This is a genomic window from Acidiphilium sp. AL (assembly GCF_025499445.1).
In the GTDB taxonomy this organism is placed as follows: Bacteria; Pseudomonadota; Alphaproteobacteria; order Acetobacterales; family Acetobacteraceae; genus Acidiphilium; species Acidiphilium iwatense.
The window spans coordinates 1-2160 of sequence record NZ_JAIMBZ010000100.1 but is presented as its reverse complement, the minus strand read 5'-3'; the positions used below and the strand labels follow the sequence as shown (position 1 = coordinate 2160).

Sequence of the window (2160 nt, the reverse complement as noted above, 5' to 3'; positions counted from 1 at the left end):
TGGCAAGAGATTTCGGCGGCGCGCAACAATCGGAATCGGAACCGGGCCGCCAGGATTCCTTCCGGAATGCCGACAGGCCTCAATCGATTCTTCGGCTAAATGGCGCCTGCGGCCTCAAAATGAGGGGAGACATGAGATTGTGGGCAGATGTCGATGCGTCGATCACTTCGCTTGCTCGATGCCAGTGACGTCCAAGGCAGACCTGTGAAGCGGTCGGCGTCCTCATCGCCGCGCGCTGTGGCCAAGCCCAGGAAGGTCCCCTGGATGCCTCATTGAAATAATTTGATTTTCTCGCTATTCATGCGCCAGCGCTTTTAAAAATCCGCCAATGTGGCGACCACACGGAAAACACGGTCGTCCAGGGAGAGAAAAACAGGCGCGGTTCAATGTGAACGTCTGTAAATCCAGGAGGAAATATGAAACGCTTAGAGTCTTCTGTGGTTGCCGCCCGTGATGCAAGAAGTTTCGAAGCCGATGCCCATGTGATCGAGTGCGGTCTTCTGTCAGGCCTGTAAATGCGGCATTTACAGAAGCCGCTGGCCGGTATGGTGATCTGCGGATCAGGTCCAAATCTGACTCTCGAGCTGCAATGCTCACGACTCTAAACTGGTTTTCCTGATCCAGATCTGTTCGATCATTTTGCCCATTCGGGTCGTCGCCTTCTCACACCCCCTTTATCCGGCGTCAGGCAGTTTCTGCGGCATTGCGATCATGCCGCCACAGCCTGCGCCGGAACTCGATAATCCTCATTTTTCGTCATCAAGGCCCAGATCGTCCGCGCCATCTTGTTGGCCAGTGCGATCGCCACGAGCATCCTCGGCTTTCGCGCGACCATACGCGCCAGCCATGAAGCTTCCGGGATCGATTTCCGACCCAGCCAATTCAGCCGCGACATCGCGCCAATAATCAGCAGCCTCCGGATGTCGGACTGCCCAGCCTTGGCTACGGGATTCACACATTTCATAAAATGTATGTAAATCAACGGATTGTAACCGATATTCCGATTTGATCCCGTTATGTGTTCTCTATTATGAGCACTTCAGATCATGTACTTTAATCTGGCTTCGGCGAAATTTTTTCGGGTTGATTCTTTGCCGCAAAGAGATGTGTGCATACCGTAGCCAGCCTTGGAGATTCGCCCGAGCCGTTCCTTGCCGCCGGAGGAGAATTGGCGTGGGACGAGGCCGAGCCACGCGGCAAAATCGCGCCCACACCGGAAGTTCTCCATCGGCGGGGCAAAGGCTTCGACGGCCAACGCGGTCAATGGACCAACGCCAGGGATTGTTTGCAACCGCCGTGCCGTATCAGCTTCAGCCGCCAGCGTCTTGATCTTCGCAGTTCGTGCATTGATGCGCGTCGTCTGCTCGGCAATCTGGTCCAGCAACTCCCGGCACTCCTCGCGCATCAAATCGGGTAAATCGCTGCTGTGCGTATCCAGGATTTCTGCAATCCGTTTGATCTGATGAATCCCCTGCGGAACGGCGTGGCCATATTCATAGAGGCAGGCCCTGAGTGCGTTGACCAGTTCGGTGCGTTGGTGGACGAGGCGTTCTCGGGCGCGAAACAAAATCGCCCGGCTTTGCTGCTCTGCCGACTTCGGTTCAACGAAGCGCATTTCAGGCCGTTGCGCCGCAACCACAACCGCCTCGGCGTCCGCAGCATCGTTCTTCTGGCGCTTCACAAACGGCTTCACATACTGTGCCGCAATCAGCTTTACCTCATGGCCAAGCCGGATCATCTCGCGCGCCCAATAATGCGCGCTTCCGCACGCCTCCATCACCACCACCGCGGGCGGCTGATCGGCCATGAACTTGAGAAAACTCTGCCGTGACAGCTTCTTGCGGAACTTTGGTTGTCCGGTCATCGACGCGGCGTGCAACTGGAAAACATTCTTTGCCAGGTCTACCCCGACCATCGTATCTTTCGTCACGGTTGCCGTCCTTTCCGCTCAGTGGCTGTAGACACCACTATCTTGGCACATCGCGATGCCGTCTGGGGAGGGCGGCAACCACCCCATCTGACTTTTATGGGGTGGGTCAAGAACCGCGTTTCCGGGGAAGGACGACGGCTGAACGGCCCCCGCCTGTATCCAAGGCGCGCACGATCGGCGCCGGCGAAGCCGGCGTGATGGCGTTGGCAACCGACCGGGGCAGAGCGTCC

Annotated in this window: 2 protein-coding genes and 1 pseudogene; 1 reads left to right on the top strand and 2 read right to left on the bottom strand. The window is 57.0% G+C overall.

Features of this window, described 5'->3' with window-relative positions:
- Positions 1-188: hypothetical protein (locus AiwAL_RS20000; protein ID WP_262313469.1), on the top strand; the 188-nt coding region annotated here is incomplete at its 5' end.
- 521 nt (positions 189-709) lie between these two features.
- On the opposite strand, the pseudogene AiwAL_RS19995 reads toward AiwAL_RS20000, so the two are convergent.
- Together AiwAL_RS19995 and AiwAL_RS19990 are read right to left on the bottom strand one after the other, a co-directional pair.
- A pseudogene (locus tag AiwAL_RS19995) lies at positions 710-940 on the bottom strand (IS110 family transposase); the annotation flags it as partial.
- Positions 941-1039: 99 nt separating this feature from the next.
- The gene (locus AiwAL_RS19990; RefSeq protein WP_262313468.1) at positions 1040-1930 is read right to left on the bottom strand and encodes an IS110 family transposase; all 891 of its coding nucleotides are present in this window, start codon (positions 1928-1930) and stop codon (positions 1040-1042) included.
- Positions 1931-2160: the final 230 nt, after the last annotated feature.